Source organism: Chitinophaga varians, assembly GCF_014529945.1.
GTDB classification, from domain to species: Bacteria; Bacteroidota; Bacteroidia; order Chitinophagales; family Chitinophagaceae; genus Chitinophaga; species Chitinophaga varians.
In genome coordinates, this window is record NZ_JACVFB010000002.1 from 1,540,209 (window position 1) to 1,558,039 (window position 17,831).

Annotated in this window: 19 protein-coding genes; 6 read left to right on the plus strand and 13 right to left on the minus strand. The window is 46.7% G+C overall.

Annotation, left to right across the window (positions count from 1 at the left end):
- Positions 1-62: 62 nt before the first annotated feature.
- The 3 genes from ICL55_RS14210 to ICL55_RS14220 all read right to left on the minus strand — a co-directional run bounded on the left by ICL55_RS14210 (position 63) and on the right by ICL55_RS14220 (position 3,929).
- On the minus strand, positions 63-2,660 hold the full coding sequence (locus ICL55_RS14210; protein ID WP_188098172.1) for a carboxypeptidase-like regulatory domain-containing protein: 2,598 nt from the start codon (positions 2,658-2,660) through the stop codon (positions 63-65).
- A gap of 89 nt (positions 2,661-2,749) precedes the next feature.
- Entirely contained in the window at positions 2,750-3,586 is an 837-nt protein-coding gene (locus ICL55_RS14215) for a GLPGLI family protein (protein WP_188098175.1), read from the minus strand.
- A 55-nt stretch (positions 3,587-3,641) separates the two neighbouring features.
- Positions 3,642-3,929: a hypothetical protein gene (locus ICL55_RS14220; RefSeq protein WP_188098177.1), complete on the minus strand. Its 288-nt coding sequence runs from the start codon at positions 3,927-3,929 to the stop codon at positions 3,642-3,644.
- A gap of 277 nt (positions 3,930-4,206) precedes the next feature.
- Between ICL55_RS14220 and ICL55_RS14225 the strand changes: the two genes are divergently transcribed.
- From ICL55_RS14225 to ICL55_RS14250, 6 genes are all read left to right on the plus strand, one after another.
- A complete protein-coding gene (locus ICL55_RS14225; protein ID WP_223151428.1) occupies positions 4,207-5,025 on the plus strand; it encodes an AraC family transcriptional regulator in 819 nt (272 codons plus the stop codon).
- Between the two features lie 27 nt (positions 5,026-5,052).
- Positions 5,053-5,850, plus strand: a complete 798-nt coding sequence (locus tag ICL55_RS14230; RefSeq protein WP_188098179.1) for an SDR family NAD(P)-dependent oxidoreductase — start codon at positions 5,053-5,055, stop codon at positions 5,848-5,850.
- Between the two features lie 193 nt (positions 5,851-6,043).
- The gene (locus ICL55_RS14235; protein ID WP_188098181.1) at positions 6,044-6,589 is read left to right on the plus strand and encodes an SRPBCC family protein; all 546 of its coding nucleotides are present in this window, start codon (positions 6,044-6,046) and stop codon (positions 6,587-6,589) included.
- Between the two features lie 114 nt (positions 6,590-6,703).
- A complete protein-coding gene (locus ICL55_RS14240) occupies positions 6,704-7,243 on the plus strand; it encodes a Crp/Fnr family transcriptional regulator (protein WP_188098183.1) in 540 nt (179 codons plus the stop codon).
- 78 nt (positions 7,244-7,321) lie between these two features.
- Complete coding sequence (locus tag ICL55_RS14245; RefSeq protein ID WP_188098185.1) at positions 7,322-8,257, plus strand: alpha/beta hydrolase; 936 nt, start codon at positions 7,322-7,324, stop codon at positions 8,255-8,257.
- A gap of 133 nt (positions 8,258-8,390) precedes the next feature.
- Positions 8,391-9,920 (plus strand): alpha/beta hydrolase-fold protein, encoded by a 1,530-nt coding sequence (locus tag ICL55_RS14250; protein ID WP_188098187.1) that lies wholly within the window; start codon positions 8,391-8,393, stop codon positions 9,918-9,920.
- 7 nt (positions 9,921-9,927) lie between these two features.
- On the opposite strand, the gene ICL55_RS14255 is transcribed toward ICL55_RS14250, so the two are convergent.
- The 10 genes from ICL55_RS14255 to ICL55_RS14300 form a co-directional block, all read right to left on the minus strand.
- The gene (locus ICL55_RS14255; protein WP_188098190.1) at positions 9,928-10,569 is read right to left on the minus strand and encodes a hypothetical protein; all 642 of its coding nucleotides are present in this window, start codon (positions 10,567-10,569) and stop codon (positions 9,928-9,930) included.
- Between the two features lie 125 nt (positions 10,570-10,694).
- On the minus strand, positions 10,695-11,429 hold the full coding sequence (locus ICL55_RS14260; protein ID WP_188098192.1) for a hypothetical protein: 735 nt from the start codon (positions 11,427-11,429) through the stop codon (positions 10,695-10,697).
- Between the two features lie 131 nt (positions 11,430-11,560).
- Positions 11,561-12,106, minus strand: coding sequence for a hypothetical protein (locus ICL55_RS14265; RefSeq protein ID WP_188098194.1), 546 nt, complete (start codon positions 12,104-12,106; stop codon positions 11,561-11,563).
- Positions 12,107-12,292: 186 nt separating this feature from the next.
- A complete protein-coding gene (locus tag ICL55_RS14270) occupies positions 12,293-12,934 on the minus strand; it encodes a flavin reductase family protein (protein WP_188098196.1) in 642 nt (213 codons plus the stop codon).
- Positions 12,935-13,065: 131 nt separating this feature from the next.
- Positions 13,066-13,596 carry an OmpA family protein gene (locus tag ICL55_RS14275; RefSeq protein WP_188098198.1) on the minus strand — a complete coding sequence of 177 codons (531 nt, stop codon included), beginning with the start codon at positions 13,594-13,596 and terminating at the stop codon, positions 13,066-13,068.
- 518 nt (positions 13,597-14,114) lie between these two features.
- Positions 14,115-15,011, minus strand: a complete 897-nt coding sequence (locus tag ICL55_RS14280; protein ID WP_188098201.1) for a glycerophosphodiester phosphodiesterase family protein — start codon at positions 15,009-15,011, stop codon at positions 14,115-14,117.
- Positions 15,012-15,377: 366 nt separating this feature from the next.
- Entirely contained in the window at positions 15,378-15,920 is a 543-nt protein-coding gene (locus ICL55_RS14285; protein WP_188098203.1) for a hypothetical protein, read from the minus strand.
- Between the two features lie 3 nt (positions 15,921-15,923).
- A complete protein-coding gene (locus tag ICL55_RS14290; protein ID WP_188098205.1) occupies positions 15,924-16,397 on the minus strand; it encodes an RNA polymerase sigma factor in 474 nt (157 codons plus the stop codon).
- A 133-nt stretch (positions 16,398-16,530) separates the two neighbouring features.
- Positions 16,531-17,058 (minus strand): DUF1697 domain-containing protein, encoded by a 528-nt coding sequence (locus tag ICL55_RS14295; protein WP_188098208.1) that lies wholly within the window; start codon positions 17,056-17,058, stop codon positions 16,531-16,533.
- Positions 17,055-17,792: a DUF4184 family protein gene (locus tag ICL55_RS14300; RefSeq protein ID WP_188098210.1), complete on the minus strand. Its 738-nt coding sequence runs from the start codon at positions 17,790-17,792 to the stop codon at positions 17,055-17,057. The genes ICL55_RS14295 and ICL55_RS14300 overlap by 4 nt, the downstream gene beginning before the upstream one ends.
- Positions 17,793-17,831: the final 39 nt, after the last annotated feature.

Below are 17,831 nucleotides of genomic sequence, written 5' to 3' on the forward strand. Positions count from 1 at the left end.
AACTCCAAATAGAACGCCTTACAGTCGTGAGCTGTAAGGCGTTTTATTTGGAGCTTCGTACTTTAAAAGGTAAATACATACTGCAATAAAAGCGTCCGTTCACGCAACGGCACAGCGGTGGTGCTAACCAGCCCGGCCGTGGTACTAATTTGTGTGTACAACTGCTGGTTAAGCAGATTGGTGCAATGAAACTCAAAATAGCTTTTTTGCTTTGGCAGGTCATATCTTATTTCAGCATCTAAAAAATGGCTGTTGACCGGTCGCCAGCCTGATTGATGGTAAGCAACAAGTTGATAGGAGGTGTTATAGGAAAATCGATCGTTTAATTGATGTCGCCATTTGGCATTCATCCGGGTGAGCGACGTACGGGTTTGCTCCCGGGTATAATGACCCCCTCCCTGCTCATTGATAAATAACCGCTTTTCGCCCGTTACGGAAAAGGTAGCTTTTTGAAACAACTTCTTTTCCGCCGACAATGACAGGCTGGCATTATAGGCGTTGTATGCCCAAATAGCGTTGTTGTAATAATTGTTCCCTTTTTGCCATCCGGCACTTCCGTTAACTGACACCGTAGTGGCCATACCAAAAATATATTTGGACACGCCACTATTCAGCGTATAGCCGTTTGCGATATTATTAAAATCCATGGCTATCGATCTGGTGATACCACTGTCCAGCGTATACGCCTTGATGTAGTTTTGACGAGTGTTGTTGTAAGATAGATTAGCATAGCAGAAAAGGATTTTAAGGGGCTGGCGATATTGGTAGCTAAAGCTATAACTGTTAATCGCTGTTTGGGGAAGCGGCATGGCATTGGCATTAAAAGACCGGTAGTTCTCTAAAATGCTGCCGGTATAAATGTCGTTCACCTGTCCCAGTATTGCTTGCTGCGCGTACCTTACAGTCACCTCGCCATAGCGACCGGTTTTCGTTTTAAACTGCGCCATCGGGTTTAGTAAAAAGTACTTTTTTTCAATGGTATTAGCCGGCAAGGTGTAATCAATCTGGTAGTAACCGGGTGTTGTTTCCAGGGTAAATGCACCGCTTTTAAATGAATAAATAGCCGCCAGCTTTCCATATACCATCAGGGTGTTAAAGGTAATATCGTTTTTAAACAGCGCTCCGGCGGCTGTTTCTGTAGAGGTGCTATCTGTTTTGTACAGGGTGGTTTGCAGTCGGTTTCTGTGGTAAGACAGGCCGGTAGAGAAAGAAAATACCCAATGCCGTAGCTTTGTTTTGAAGGTTGCAGACTGGTCGATGTAGGTATTTGCTGTACCCGCCTGCTGATGTAATTTGATGTAATCAGCACTGTCGTTGATGATTTCTTTATGTACCCCGGGCCAAACAATTAAGTTTTCGTTCGAGGTGTAATATTGTAATATGGAAGCGTATTGAAAAATATGCCGGATGCCCAGTGCTTTTATGATAGTTGTCTCATTGCTGAGGGAGATATTTCCTGTTGGCTGCTGTTGTTTGAGCTGACGGCCGTTTTGAATGGTGGCGCCGGTCCGGTCCCATTGGGGGATATTCAGCTTTGTAGCAGATTTTAAATAAGACCCCTGGCTATTTTTTTCAAGTTGTGCGCCGATCTGCCACTGCTGCAGTTGATAGGTGTTATCCTGTTTTTCATCGTAGCTAATGGTGTCTGCACCAGGAAAAAAATAGCTGGTGGAGATGTCCGTTCCATATTTTCTTTTCAATGCAAGACCGGTGATATTTACCCGCAATGATAAGTCCTGCTTTAGTTTAAACAATGCATGGGCATTGATGCTGTTATCATTGTTTTTCAGATAATACTTTTCATCAATCAACGCTGGTGCTGTTTCACTTCCCATAGAAAGATAGGACTGGGATTTTTTTAACGCAGCGCCGTTGTTATCAAAAGATACGCCCAGCTCTTCATTTTCAGCAAGCAGGTTTTTACCGGTGTTATTGGCCTTGAGCGCATTGATGGAGAGAACTTTCTTTTTGAATATCAGGTTGCTAAGTTCTCCTACATAACTTTCGTTGCCAGCACCGGCAATGGCATTGTTGACAATGGTAGCTTTGGCTGATTCGGTAAGCTGCAGGTTCAGGGAGGTATTATTGGCCACCACAAAACCGTTTAAAGCTTTGATGGGTTGGTCGCGCTCTATCACCTGTATCTGTGTTACGGCATCTACCGGCACATGCTCGGTGGCTATTCGGTATCTTCCATCGAGGATGTTATTACCGTCGATATACACATGGGTGATGGGTTTGCCGTTATAGCTGATGGCGCCTTTGTCATCCATCTGGATGCCGGGCAGCCGCCTGATAAGATCTCCGATGACACGATCATTTTTGTCTTTAAAAGCACTAACAGGATACTTTAGTGTGTCACTGGCAAGCGACACTTTTTTGCCGGATTTTACTGTTACGGCTGCTAATTCAGTAGGTCGCTGGCGGAGCGTTATCTGATATGCCCCTGTAGTAGCGGGTTTTATCGGTACTGTCACCGGGAAGTAACCCAATGCTGCTACTTTGATCGAGGCTTTGCCCTGGCTGCTTTCAAATTTGCAATCAAAAAATCCTTTTGCATCAGATACCCCGAATACAAGACCTGCGCCGTTTTCGGCAATTACCGATACCGCTGCGCCTGCAACCGGTTGGCCGCTGCTGTCTTTTGCGAAGCCCTGCACCGATACCGTGTTTTGAGATAATAGCAGCTTCACCGGGAAGACGAGCAAAAAAAGTATAAATAGAAGCTTCGGATACAAGAGGAGTGTCTTTATTTTACCAGTTCAAGAGGATAGTTGGGCGCCATCTTTTTCCTGAATCCGTCACTGAGTGGGAATCCATTGATGGTGGCTTTACTGACTTTTATATCGCCTTCCATGCCACCTTCGGTGTTCAATCCCTCTTCATATGCTTTCTCCATTTTGCGGTAGGCTTCATGGGAAGTAACCACAGCATCTGTGGGGGCAGCTAAAAGCGCCTGTTGTGCAGATGGAGCATCTGACAGTATTTTGGTGCAGGAGAACTGTATGCGTTCATGGGTGTCGATAGCTTCCAGGATGAGGCCGGGCAGGCCGTGCAGCTTCCAGGGGCCGAACTTCGCGGGGATATCGGTTGTGAACCAGGCGGTATATTGTCTTCCTTTGCAGGTCCCTGTTGCTTTCTGGCAGGTATACCCCAAAATCTGTCTGGTGTCTTTTTCAATCTTCCAGGCGATATCTTCAAAGGGCTCCTTAATTAGATAATCATTCTGCCGGAAGGTTTTGAGAACATATAGAAAATCGTTGCCTGCCGGTGTGAAGATACTACCCCGGGTGGAAGGAAGCAGTACGCCCATGTCAATTGTGCCGCTGCCGGACTGGTAAGCCTGTGCTATGGTTGCCTGTTGGACTGAATCCTGCATGATAGCGGTATAACTGGTGTATACACTTTTTTCGGTATTAAAAACAAGCATAAAATCTTCTTTCCACACGTGTGACGGGTCAGCGGTGTCCCGGATATGAGAGAAGCTGTAGAAGGCTGCACTGACTGGCGGCGGAGATACATTTTTAAAAGCGGAAAAGAGGTATACTAACGCGACCGACGCAAATAATTTTAAATACAAACGCATATATTTTCAGTTGATGTGAACAGGATAAACCATCCTCCTGTATACTATTTTTTAATTAGAAGCATCCGTTTGCTTTCAGCGCCTTTTGCGCATAACGGAACGCTGCATTGCCTCTCTGGTCGAAGGTGCCACCGGATACATACACGATCAGTATGTTGCCACATCCGTCGCGAAAGCCGAAGCCGTCTGATGCGAACGCTGTTTTTTGTGTGCTGACGATTATTTTTGTGTTGTTAACATTCATTTCTACTGCTTTGGGGGCTGCCTCTTTGGTTTTCGCTTCTTTGGCAAAGGCGCCGATGCTGGCGGCGATAAAGGCGATGGCTAAAAATGCTTTTTTCATGACTTGATTTTTAATGTTAAAAGGAGATGTAATCATGTAGAAAAGGAGGATGGTTTATCGTGGTCCATTTTCTAATCAGTTACTATTTTGATGCAAGAAACAGCAGTGAAAGGAGGATTGGGGTGCCGATCAATATTTGCGGCAGATGGGGAAATATTCGATGCATTTGAATAAACCGCCCTTTCATTTACTGACCTTTTAAACAAACTAAATTGACCCGTTAAACCAATAATGGAATTATTTATTGAACGACCTTTGTATCGTAAAACGGGAAGCGATGGTTCATAGCGATGACATACGGGGCCTGCAAAAGCCGGTTATTCTATTCAATAACTATGGCGACGACTTTATGGAGGGAGAGGCATTTGTGGCTGATCATATATTCAGCTATATCGTCTCCGGTACCCAGGAGGTCTGGTCGGGTAATCAAACTTATGTCTTTAAGGCGGGCGATTACCGTTTTTTCAGGAGAAATCAACTGACAAAGTATGTAAAACGGCCCGGTCAACATGGCTTCCAATCTATTGCTGTCCACATTGATCAGGGTACGCTCCGGGAGATGGCAAAATTGTATGCGGATCATCCTCGCAAACCATACCTGGGAAAGGATGTAGCCCTTTTAAAGCCCAACGCTTATTTGGAAAGCTATGTAAACAGCCTGGCTCCTTATGCAAATGCGTCTGGCATTTACGAGGAAGCGTTGGTGGTCCTGAAAGCACAGGAACTGGTGTTATTGTTATTACAAACTAATCCGCTGCTAAAGCATGCCCTGTTCGATTTCGACGTCCCCGGAAAAATAGACCTGGTGGCGTTTATGAACACACATTACCGGTATAATGTAGGATTGGACAGGATGGCTTTTCTCACCGGCCGCAGTTTATCTACTTTCAAAAGAGATTTTCAGAAGATTTTTAACACTACTGCTGGCAGGTGGCTTACAAAGAGGCGGCTGGAAGAGGCTAATTATCTGATCGACCAAAAAGGTAAGACCGCTTCTGAAATCTATCTGGACCTTGGTTTCGAAGATTTGTCCCACTTTTCATCTACCTATAAAAAAGTCTTTGGAAAAACTCCTTCCCGGGGACGGAGACGATAATGTTCAGCTTTAAATAAATCAAATATTATGGATTTCAAATTAGCCGGTAGGCGTGCGCTGGTAACAGGTTCCAGCGCAGGCCTGGGAGAAGCTATTGCCGTTATGCTGGCAAATGAAGGTGCACATGTGATCGTGCACGGACGTAATGAAAATCGCACCAACGCTGTAGTGCAACGAATTCTGGAGGCCGGAGGCGCTGCTGAAGCAGCCCTTGGCGACCTGGCTACTGACGAGGGCGCCGATCAGGTAGCGGACCGCGCATTGGCCGGTGGACCGATACATATATTGGTAAACAATGCAGGGTTTTACGCGCATACCACCTGGTCAAATACCACCACCCGGGATTGGCTGGAGGTATATAATGTGAACGTGGTCTCTTATGTACGCATGATCCAGCGCATAGTGCCCACGATGAAATTACAAGGCTGGGGCAGAGTGATCAATATCGGCGGTGGTCTTGGCATACAGCCCATTAATGATCTTCCGCACTATAATGCTACGCTGGCTGCGCGTCATAATATGAGTGTATCGCTGGCAAGGCAGCTGAATGGCACGGGTATCACTTCCAATGTGGTAGCGCCGGGAGCCATTATGAATCCCGGCGTAGAGCAGTGGCTTCGCCAGGAGGCAGCCGGGAAAGGCTGGGGTACCGATCTGGAAGTCATCGAGCGCCAGGCTGTCAGGGAGCTGGTGCCCAATGATGCCCATCGGTTTGGAAGGCAGGAAGAAGTGGCAGCGGCGGTGGTATATCTTGCAAGCCGATATGCAGACTACGTCAGCGGGGCGGTGTTACGTGTGGATGGCGGTACTGTTCGCAGTATTTAGAGGACCAGGGCCAATGTCCAAATTGCCCTGCAAGAATGTCCACTTAGCACCTGCTACGGATGATTTTTAGGTGATACCTTTGATGGGGTAAAAAAGTGTACTGAACGAAGTGCATTTTTTTACCCTAATTTGTAACCGATCGGTTACAAATTGACAAAAACACGTATTTTTAGATAAAACAAATCATATAGTTATGTCAAATCAAAATTTCACCGTTAGCCTGTTAGTAGATCAATCACCAGCAGCGGTATATGAAGCCATTATTAATCCCCGCGCCTGGTGGTCAGAAGAAATCAAAGGCGGCACCAGCAAAGCGGGTGATGTCTTCGATTATCATTTTGAAGATATCCACCGTGCGAAAATGAAGTTAACAGCGTCAGTCCCTGACAAAAGGGTGGTCTGGCATGTGCTGGAGAATGAATTCAAACCGGGGCTCTTCGGGGAGGGCGCCGCTGCTCATACGAAGGGCGATGGCTTCGAAAATGATAAAGCGGAATGGGTAGATACCCACGTAGTCTTCGATATCACGCAGGAGAATGGCAAAACCCGGCTGCGTTTCACACATGACGGACTGGTGCCTGATTACGAATGCTACGACGTTTGTATTAATGGCTGGATGCATTATATCCAGGGAAGCCTGCATAGCCTCATTACGACCGGCGAAGGTCAGCCCAACAAAACCGGCAGGGCAATGACCACAGATGAAGAAAGATTCAGCACAGCTGCGGATAACGTGTAGAACGCCGGAGATAAATTATTTTTATCTTTGTGGCAGTTGATCACAGTATTTAAACGGACAGCGAAATGGACAATACATCTTACTTTCAAATGTTAGTTGATAAGCTGCCAAAGATTGACGACAATCTTCGTTCATCAGCTGGAAGATAAATGTACCATCCTGACGCTGCAAAAAAACGAGCCATTAATCGCCTTTCAATCTAATAACCGGAAAATTTATTTCATCGTACAGGGTAGTTTTGTTCGTAATATCATCACTTCCCGGGGCGAGGAAAAGACGGTTATGTTTCATACGGAGAGTTTTTGCGAATTCTTTAAGTCCTATGATACCGTTTACTTTCATCAGAAAACGGCTTATGAGGTAAAGGCGAACGAAAGATCAGTGGTGATAGCCGTGGATTATGACTTTCTGTTTCAACAAATACAAAACGATCTGAAGCTGCTTCAGTTCTATACCCGCAAAACGGAAGAGCTCTTTGTAACCATAGATCTCTTCCGTAATTTTCAGCTGGGGCTGACCAGTGAAGAATATCTTAAATGGTTGTACGAGCACTACGGCTTCCTGTTTCAGCGCTTTCCTGCACAGCGCATCGCCAGCTTTATGGGTATTACCAATGTCTGGTTGAGCAATCTGAAAGCTAAAATCACTTTTTAAATTACTTTAAACAAAAGCTTTTTGACGTTTAAGACCTTTGTATTGTCAACATCATTAAAGGTTTAAAAAACGTACAAAATGAAAACGTATCCTGCCAATAACGCCTGGAAACAATTAAATGCATTGCTGCCTTCCGGCTTCCGGATGAGTGAAGTTAATATGCCGCTGGAAGAAGAGTGGGAATGGAAAGGCAATAAAATTCATCTGGACCGATACCCCAGTCCTGATGCTAAATACAGGCTCTTTCTGCATCACGGCGTTGGTACAAACGGCAGACAGATGAGCATGATTTTTGGCCACAAAATAGCGGCATTAGGTTATGATGTAGTAGCCATCGATAATCTCGGCTATGGTATGACCGAAGTCAATCAGAAAGATATCACTTATGAGGACTGGGTACATTGTTTCGCCGACTTCGTACATGCAGAAACAAAACGGGACTATAAAAAACCGGTCCTTTATGGATTAAGCGCAGGAGGGATGCTCTGTTACAATGCTGCCTGCTTTATGCAGGAGGTACACGGTATCATTGGGATGTGCTTCCTTAAAAATGATGATAAACAAATCGGAAAAGAAACCGCCAAATTCGGTTGGGCAAACCGGCTCACCTTCCCGGTGATGAAAGCACTCTGCAAGATTGGCTTTAAAAGAGTGAAAATCCCGATGAAAGCAGTGTCTAAGATGAACTGTCTTGCCAACGACAAAGATGCTTTGAAGATCTTCCTGAAAGATAAAACATCGGCAGGGGCAAGTGTACAAATGCAGTTCATGTATGAATATGCACATTATAAATTACCGGTTCCTGTTAACCAGTTCGATAAATGCCCTATCCTGCTGACCCAGCCGGAAAAGGACAGATGGACACCGCTTCATTTAAGCGAAATTTCGATGAAAGGAATCAAGGCGCCCTATACAGTAAAAATATTGGAAAACGGTGGGCACTATCCCATGGAGAATACTGCATTGCAACAACTGGTGCAATATGCCGATGAATTTATCCAGTCACTGAAGTAAAAATCAATCTGGAAAATTCTCATAAATGATTGCACGGATCTTCTTAAGTTTAAGCAGAAAAAGCGGGTAAAGGCCCTTTCGGATAGGGCTGTTGGTGAAGGAATGGTTGACAAATGGCAAATAACCCACCCACATGAAAAGTAAACTGTTCTTATTTTTTGTCCTTCTGATCATAATCGGCAGCCCAACTGAGATACTTCGAGCACAGGACACTGTCTGGAGAGTATTTGATACGGGGAAACTCGATTCCCTGAATTCCACTGTTTTAAAGGAGAAAAGATTAATTCAGGTTTTTATCCCGCCGGCTTATAAACCCGGTAGCGCCGATAAATATGATGTGCTGTATGTCCTGGACGGGGGCAACTGGAATACAGGCCTGATCCTGAAAATCAGGCGGTTTTTGGAAGATGAACACTATATGCCACCAACCATCATCGTCAGCATACTGGGAATAGACCGCAACAAAGACCTGACGCCTACACGCATCGACAATTGGAAGACTTCCGGTGGCGCAACTAACTTCCTCCACTTTATTAAAGATGAACTGGTCCCCTATGTTAATAAAACATACCCTTCCAATGGTGATAATACGCTCTGGGGCCATTCCCTCGGTGGTATGTTCGTCATCAATGCGCTCCTGAATGCTCCACAGGCATTTAAATCTTACATCGCCGTAGACCCAAGCCTCTGGTGGGATAACTGCCTTGTGCCCAAGATGGCCCGCGACAGATTACCTGCGCTGGCTGGAACCAATACTACCCTGTTTATTAGCAGCAGAGAAGGAAAGGAAGGAGAAGGCATGAAGGTAGATAGTATGAACAAGGTGCTTACGGAAGCCGCACCTCCGGGGTTGTTGTGGAAAAGCACCGCCTACCCGGATGAAACACACAGCTCCGTAAGATTAAAAAGTATATATGATGGACTGAAATTCAGCTATGGATGGCACAATGGCCAGATAGAGTTCCACCCGATGAATGGTATCATCCGGAAAAATGATACGGTTAAAATCTGGTATTTTGGAGATACAACCAAAGCATATTATACGCGGAATGGATCTGAGCCAACAACATCATCTGAGAAAGTACAACCGGAGACCGCCATCACGGATGCTACGGTATTTACGGTAAAGCAGTTTACCAACCGTGCCCGTTATGATAAAATAAAGTCCGGTAGTTTTGTGGCGGGAAAAACATTACAACCACTGTCCAGGCCTTCAGGTATGCAACCTGGTGGTTTTCATTATGCCTACTATGAGGTCGACTGGGACAAGTTTCAGGGCCTGAAAGGACTAAAGCCGCAGCTGACAGGCATTGCAGACAGTACCTTTAACCCGCAAAAGCTTCCGCGAAAAAACAATTATGCCCTGCTATTAGATGGGATGTTGGAAACAAAGGAAGAAGGGTATTATATTTTTCTGCTGGATGCTGATACGGATTCAAGATTGTATCTCAATGATCAGTTACTGATACGATGGCAGGGTTCCTACAGTGATCGCACATCCTCCTACATGATACCCCTGAAGAAAGGTTTCTATCAGTTTCGGCTGGAATACCTGCACAAGAAGGAGGATTTCACTTTAGAGCTGGGTTATGTTACACCCGGTGGTATCAGTACAAAAAAAGCGGGGCCGCTCCCCCCTCATCTGCAATATAGCCGGCGGTAAGATTGCCCTATTTTTCAAATGGAGGCAGCTGAAAAATGACCGGTTGTAATATCATCTCCTGCGTTATCCGTGCGATCAGCTGCCGCGCCTGCGTCAGATGGTGCGACGGGAACAGGGTATCATATTCCGGTTGTTCTGTGGCATTCATGAGCAACCCTTCCTGTAACGCCGGTGCATAAGGATCGGCATACAGCTGGTCCATATCAAAACCGTCTCTTAGCAATCTATCCACCATCACTGCTTCCCGCATACCTGTATGTCCTGCCTCGGCTGCCGTTACTTTCAACACATAGCTGCACTCCTTAAAGGGGATGATGACTGACGCGATGTAGGTGATGCCGCTGGGTTGCTGCGGAAATTTAAACAGCGTGCTGACCAATGGGATGTGCTGATGATGAGCCAGGTCTACAGCGAGGATGCCTCCTCCGGCGCTGGTCACGGAAGTCCGGAAAAACTGCCGGATAGCGGATATATCTTTGACGGAAGGAATGTCTGGCGGAAGGTCATAGTAATTAACGGAAACGGATATACTTTGTCCCGGGTGGGTCCATTGGATAATGCCGGAGGTATCACGTACCTTCTCCCATCCGAGATCGGGGATGCTCAAGGCTTTAATAGGGGCCGCTTTTTTGCGGAAAAAAGTAAACATAGGTATAATAAGCTATTGGGACAGTTCGCAAAATAATCAAAATAGCCTGTAAGTATAAAAATAAAAGATCTCCGCCATGGCCGCTGCCTTTGCGCCACGACGGAGATCAGCGAATAACGATGTGCTTAGAAATTTGACGACAGGTAGCTGCTACAGTTAGGATCAGAAGCGGCTAATGTGCTGGCATTGTAAGGCGGACGATTGGTATTGCAATATTTAGCTTCTGCTGATACTGCAAAGTATTCTGCCTGATTGCTCAATACATAAGATCCTGCAGGATATACGTTGGAATAACGACAATTCTGCCACAGATTATAGATGGTGGAATTGTTGAAACCGCCGGATACCCAGTTGTCATGCAGGTAGTGGAACAGTTCATGGAAGATAACGTTACCTGGTCCGGTATGTACGTTCCGGTAAACACTGAAGTTTACAATATACACGTTGCCGTTAGTGTAAAACAGGTCGCCCTGTCCGGGGGAATTGTACACATTGATAGGACAATTGGTCATCCTTGATTTGGTGGTGGCGGTGGTGCTGGTGGTGTACAATTGATCGATTTCTCCATTTACCAGTGCCTTGATGTCATTAGGCACAGTGCCGTAATAATTAACAGTGAAAGATCGGTAGGCGGCAGCAGTTACGAGACCAGTGGCTTCGCCTCTGGCATTTTTGTTTTTGTTGAAGAGGTCGATGATCTTTTGCCTTTCTGGTGTGATGGTAAGGTGGTCTTCAACAAGTTGCGGAACGGGTTTTTCAGGGGCTACAGCGGGTTGGTCCGCTTTTTTACAACCGTACTGAATGGTGATGATTAACAACAGCGCAATAGCTGAGTTAACGAGGGTTTTGGTGCGTCTCATTGGTAAGATTTTGGGTGAAGGTTATTACTCGCCTGAACTGGCCAGACAAGTGGGTTTCAAAAATCACACAATGCTACAACCTAAAACTGCTATTGAGCGTCAATTGCGGTGGAGTTACAGGCTGCCATTGCCTAAAATGTGACGCCGAGAATGAACACGTTGGTACTCACCAGTTTGTCGGAAATATTTACTATCTCATCATTTATTTTAATGTCAGGAGGGTATTTGTAGGTATAACCACGGTATAAATAAGACGCATATACGCCGAACTTACTGAAATGACGGATGATACCGGCGCCCACTCCCCAGAAATACTTACCTGTTTCGTTAAAGGTGGTCATCTGTTGAATGCCGGAAGGGGCCGTCAGATTTTCTATTTGTTTGACGTTGTAATTGTTGTAGCCAAACTGGCCGGTGATATAGGGAGACCAGTTTTCCATCCGGTGTTTGATTTTCATGTCGAGGAACACCGGAATCATGGTATGACCATCGAAAGAGGTGAGTTCTACTGCCGGCCCGATATTAACGAGATTCCATAGTTCCACGTTGCCGGCGAGGCCGCCGCCGAAAGCGCCATCGTGTATCATGCCATAGGCATAACCATAGAGTAGTTTGTCGTTTGTTTGTGCAATGCAGAAAGCTGGCATCATGAGCAGTAAGAACAATAGTTTTTTCATGGTGATCAGTTATTTTAAATAGTCAGGGGATCCCTTACTTTAACAGACAGCCTGTTGATATTGTTGTTATACTCCGGTAAGGGAACAGGAGCGCTGCTGCCTGTTATTTTCTCCGAAGATAATACAACAGACCGCAGGCTCCGGTCACCCATATGCATGCTTTGCTGCTGACTTTCAGGGACAGCATTACGCGGGGCGGTATAACTGCTCGGGTATCTGCGCCAGTGTGGAAGGGTGGACTTTCTCGCCCAGTCCGTAAAAATGTTGAAAGCTCATGATCAACGGCCGCCATTTGTCGGGATCTACCCTGTCCGGTTGGTCATCCATCAGGATGGAGGTGTCGAGATGTACCTGCTGAATTTTCAGTTCAAAGGTGATGATCCTGCCGTATTGCGCCGGGTCATCCTGAGCAAGGCGGTGTTGGGCCACTACAGTGGCTTCCAGCTGTACCGGGCATTCTGCTGCTCCTGGTGCGGCCACGGTCGCCGAAGTGGTGGGCGTAAATCCGGCCAGCGCGAATTTCTCTTTTACATAGCGGTATCCCCGCTGCTGTTTCTTCTCTGGTACCGGGTTGGTGCCGGTGGTCAGCGCGAGCCGGTCAACCGCCGCCGTTTCTGCTACAGAAGGAAGGTTCAAAACACATTCGCGGGTACGAAGGAGGTTTTGCGCTGTCTGGGAAGTGCTGCCCAGCCCGATCATACAACGCCATCCCAACCAGAAGGCTGATGACATCGGAGCCAGATTATAGCTGCCATCTTCGTTAACAGTGCTGATCAGCACTACAGGGGTACCGAAATAAAGAATCGCCGGGTGACTGTCTATATGCATAACAAGTTTGTTTATGCCATCAAAGTTGCCGCTTTGTACCAGCAGTGAAAACCCGTTTCTTGTCTTTCCGGTCGGGGCATAAAAAAGCCGCATCCATAAGGATGCGGCGCTGGGATATCCCATAAATATCACTAATCTTTTACATCGTAGAGGATCACAAATTCCACCCGCCTGTTTTTGGCTTTGCCTTCTTCTGTGCTGTTGGAGGCAATCGGATCACGGTCTGCCAGGCCCCAGGTAAACATACGGTCGTTGTTCACTTTGAACTCGCTGAGCAGGTCTTTGGCACGTGTGGCGCGTTTTTCAGACAATTCACGGTTATAGGTGGCTGAACCGGTGCTGTCTGTGTGGCCTGTTATCAGGATTTTGGTCTTGTTGTATTTGTTCAATACATCCGCAAAATGACCAAATGTTGGTTTGATCTCGGGCTTCAGCTCATCAGAGGAGGACGCAAACAACACATTATTAGGAAAGATTACTTTCAGACTGTCTTTGATGATGCTTACTTCTGCTTCGTTCAACACGTTTTTCAGCTCTTTGTACTGTTTCGTCATGTAAGCATGCGGACTGGCACTTTTCTTCGATGATGCGCAGGAAGCCATAAAAGTAACGGCCAGCAAAGCGTATACCCAGTAACGTGAGGTCATTAACATTCTTTTCATATCCTGTTTATTTGGCTGCAAAGGTATCTAAATTTCAGATTATCAATTTGTTGTGATGATATTCTTTAATATCTGATTAAAAATATATGTAAGAGAATTATTTACCGGTTTTTACGACCGGTTTTTATCGTGACGCCTTTTTGGGTGTCTTCCAGTGCCTGATTAATTGTCTCAAAAGGAAAGACTTTCATCAGTTTGTTGACGGAATATTTTTCCCGGCAGATACACTAACACCCAATGAATAATGAGGTCAGATTGCTACTAGATAACAATATCATGCGCGTTTTGTTGCGGGCAATTCCGCCGGGAGGTAAATATATTGTTGGAGTTATAGGGGCCTTGGCCTATTGATCATGGATAAAGTGAATAGCATCCATGGTTTGCGTGATATACTAAGGGAACCAGTTAAGAGGAGATATACCGGATCATGGGGCTTCGTACTGGATGTATCGGAGGAGAGTGGGGTGGCGGATTCCGGGCTGTTGAATTTGAAATCCGCCACCGCAATAGAAAAATAATTAACGCTGATAGCTGCCCACGATTTTAATCAGCCTGTCCGGATAGTTGGTGATGATACCATCTACACCCAGAGATAACATCTGCTGCAGATCGGCTTCTTCATCCACGGTCCAGGGGAGTACCTGTACTTTCTTCGCATGTGCTTCTTTTATCAGCTCCGGTGTTACCAGCTTAAAATTAGGGCTGTAGATATCCGGCACAAACCCCAGTTCTGCAATATTGGTGGCGAAAGGCTGCAGGTTGCCGATCAGCAGGGCGGTTGTTTGTTTAGGCCATTTTTTATGTAATACCTGCAATGTCCTGATGTCGAAAGACTGTATAGTTACCCTGCCGGCGATTTTTTTCTGGTTGATGACTGCCATTACGCGTTCAACGAATACATCCGGAGAGGGATTGTACACGCCGTCACCATCCGGAGAAGATTTAGTTTCCATGTTGTAATACACCGGTTTCAGATGGTGTTGTTTCACATACGCCTCCACGCTGTCGATCAGGTCGGTCAGCAGCGGGCGATGTACGCTCATTTTCTGTTGTTGCGGAAAACGGGGATGTGGTTTGGTGCCGGCATCATATTTACGGATGCTGTCGTAAGTCATGGAATACAGCGCCAATTTCTTCTGCTCATCTTTGGTGATATCGCGGCCATCGGGCTTACGCATGAACTCTGCCGACATATAGGCATCGTGCGATACTACCACCTTATTGTCTGCCGTGATGATACAGTCCAGCTCCAGCGTACGGGCACCGAGCCTGACAGCGTTCAGCATGGCCGGAATCGTATTTTCCGGTATCAGTCCCATCCCGCCACGGTGGGCCTGTACATCTGTTTTCTGTTGGGCGTTGCTACTAAATCCGAGGAGACTTCCTCCCAGCAATAAAATAAGGATACGTTTCATCTCAATAGTGTTTTTGAATCTGTCCCACAAGATACAATATTCAATTCCGCGGTAATAGTCTCCCCGCTTACAGCCGGGAATCATAAACTAAATTTAACGATACCACCGCTTTCTGTATCACCGGCTCAGCGGCTAACACCGGCTACGCGCTCGGGTGGGCGGTCAACGCCTGGAATAACTGGTGGCATGCCGGCTCCCTTCCCGGCACCGCCAGCGAAATTGTCCGCGCCGCCAATGGCTTTAACTGGGTGATATTGTGTAATACCCGCACAGATAAAGCTTTCTTCAATGATCTTGATGGACTGGTGTGGAAGATCGTCAATGACCGGCAACTGGTATGGCCGGATACAGACCTGTTCCACTGACTCAACCGGTAAACGCCGACAGCGTCTCATTTATCCGGTTAATCCGCCGCTGCCACAACTGCCATAACAGCCCCATTTGTACAGCCATGATCACAGTGGCGCCGGCCAGCAGCCAATATTTGGGCGTGGTCCACGTGATGCCGGTGCAAAAGAATATCAGTATCCCTCCCCAGCCCAGTATCCGTGAGCCTACCGATAACCAGGCATACTGTTTTAGCTGCCTCGTTTTCTGCCGGAGGGACTGCAATATGTCCGGTTCTTTCAGGCGGCCTGCGGCCAGCAGATAGCCGTTGACATGCTGCACCAGCATACAGGCTACCGACAGTACCAGGATAATGTTCAGGTATAGAGGTTTGGTGTGCCCGTCGAAAAAATCGTAATACACCAGCAGAAATAAGGCATAGCTACCGCCTTCCAGTAATAACTGCCGCCGGATACGGGACATGACGGGATGTCCCCCCCTGGTGCGCACCAACGCCTGCAAGTCGTTATGCGCCGGTAAGGTAGCCTGTTGCCAGACTGCTTTTAATGGATCGTTTGTCATGGGTCATGATTTTAGAATGGTCTTCAGTTTAGCTTTAATACGATTGAGTTTTACGCCTACGTAATTCACATCGATGCCGGTAATGGCGGCTATCTCCTGATAGCTAAGATCTTCGAGGTACAGGGTAATGATCGCTTTCTCCGCATCGGAGAGCTGTTGCAGCGCCTGAAACAACTGCTCCTGTTGTTCGGTGAGCACCGGAGCGGGAACGGCGATATTGTCGGGCAGCGCGTCAGGATAGCTGACCCGCGGTGTCTTTTTCCGGAAAGAGGCCAGCGCCGTGTTCAGGGCAATACGGTAAATCCAGGACGAAAGTTTGGCCTGGCCCTGGAAAGACGGATACGACTTCCAGAGCTGATAAACGATTTCCTGAAAAAGGTCTTCCCTGTCTTGCGGTGTGTCACGGTACAAACGGCATATCTTATGAAGAATGCCCTCGTGTTGCCGCAGCATACCTAAAAATATTTCCTGATTCATGGACAGCAGCTGTTTGGAGATATTAGTTGCTGTGGAAGCCAAAAAACTTACAGACCAGGCAGAGATGTGGAAATTTTAATATTTAGTCATTTAGAGGCTGTCCCAAATAAACTGTCCACTCAATAGCCAAATATCAAAATGACATCACTTTTGTTACGGTGGCCAGGTTTCGGGTGGTGGCCACCAGGCCCAGTTTCTTTTCGAGATAGGTATTGGAGAAGGGCGGTGCGCCCACATTTTTTTTCATCAGCACATATACCTCCCGGCTGTTGATCCGGTAGGTTTCGATATCACTTTGCATAGTGGCAAGAATCGCCGCGGCCTCCCTGCCGGGAAGGGTTTGCAGGAAAGCGATGTATATCTGCAGATCTTTATCCGGAACAATACCGGGATAAGGATTATTGTCCAGCACGGCCTGTACTTCCGCCACACTCCGGATGCAGGCAGGAACACTGAACCCCAGGTTTTTCGCCAGCAGCTTCTCTATTTTAGATTCCAGCGCTGTACTATTACTTCCGGAATCGAAGATAACATTGCCGCTCTGGATATATGTTTTCACATTTTTTAACCCCGCCTCTTCCAACAAAGCCCTGAGCACTTCCATCTTTACCTGCCGCCCGCCTACATTCACGGCCCGCAGGAATGCAACGTATCTGGTCATAACCGCGTTAGTTTTTGACCCAATACTACGGCAAAGAATCCATAAAAAACAGCCGCCATCACGATGGCGAGATAATCCATGCTTTTACGGAACATATGCGGCTGCTGCCGGTACAATAACAGCATGGCACTGGCCACAACGATGATGAGCAACCAGAATACAGGCTTATGACGTCCCTGTACTTCCGGTGGCAGGTAAGGACGGGGAAGCCGCATAAAAAACCAGAACAGCAGCAACAATCCCACTGCGGAAGTAAGATATTGCATCAGGTACCAGATCTCCATCTGTTCTCCCAGAATCACTGTCTCTCCCTGCAGAAAAGGCAACACCTGTACGAAATAGCCATGCCCGTGGGTAAACCCATCGAGAAAAAAATGGGTCAATGTACCGGCTATAATGGAAAGGACCACCACAACATAATTTTTCCGGAAATAACTGCTCCACTGAAAATACCTGAAGTGATGCAGCCGTGCGCCTGCCCAGGCTGGCAGATAACGTATCAGCGCCGGTTTGGCCAGTTCATGATATAAAAACGCGAGCAGTAAGGCTAAGGGAATGTCATATGCGAAAATACCCCACCACTGATGCCCGTCATCGAAATAAGGATCAAACAGGACAAAATAGAGGAAATCAGGTACCATGGCGCCTATCATCAGGCCTGTCATGGAAAGAAAGGGTCGCTGTCTGCACGTAAGCGGCAAAACAATGGCTATATGAGAGATCGTAAAAGGCATAGCGACGTAGTTGTGATTAAATTTAATGCATATGTAGAT